Raw genomic sequence first — 303 nt, 5'->3', positions numbered from 1 at the left:
CGGCGTGGACTACACGATCATGTTTGATACAAATATTGCGACATATATTGACGCGATGGTCAGAGGCGAGTCTCTTGGCCATGTTCACTCGAAGGTCGTTCCTCTCATCGACGATCTTCTCCGTGACGACCTCAACTTCGACCATCTGTACTACCTGGTGGAAAACGTTAAGACAGTCCATAGGCAAGTCAAGAGATTTTCGTCAAGCCCCTTACTATTCTGGAGGTCCCTTCATAAGGACTTCCGTAGAAACCTGGTCAGCCTAGAGCTTTTTAGAAGCATCAATACCAAGGACTATAAGCG

Annotated in this window: 1 protein-coding gene; it reads left to right on the top strand. The window is 47.2% G+C overall.

The window, feature by feature from the left end; all coding sequences use genetic code 11:
- Window positions 1-19: 19 nt before the first annotated feature.
- Window positions 20-303, top strand: a 284-nt coding sequence (locus tag CBX98_RS26520) for a hypothetical protein (protein WP_206781404.1), incomplete at its 3' end; no start/stop codon positions are given.

The organism is Vibrio sp. T9, assembly GCF_003123985.1.
GTDB classification, from domain to species: Bacteria; Pseudomonadota; Gammaproteobacteria; order Enterobacterales; family Vibrionaceae; genus Vibrio; species Vibrio diabolicus.
Note: the sequence above shows the minus strand (reverse complement) of the source record. Positions and strands in the feature narration are given on the sequence as shown.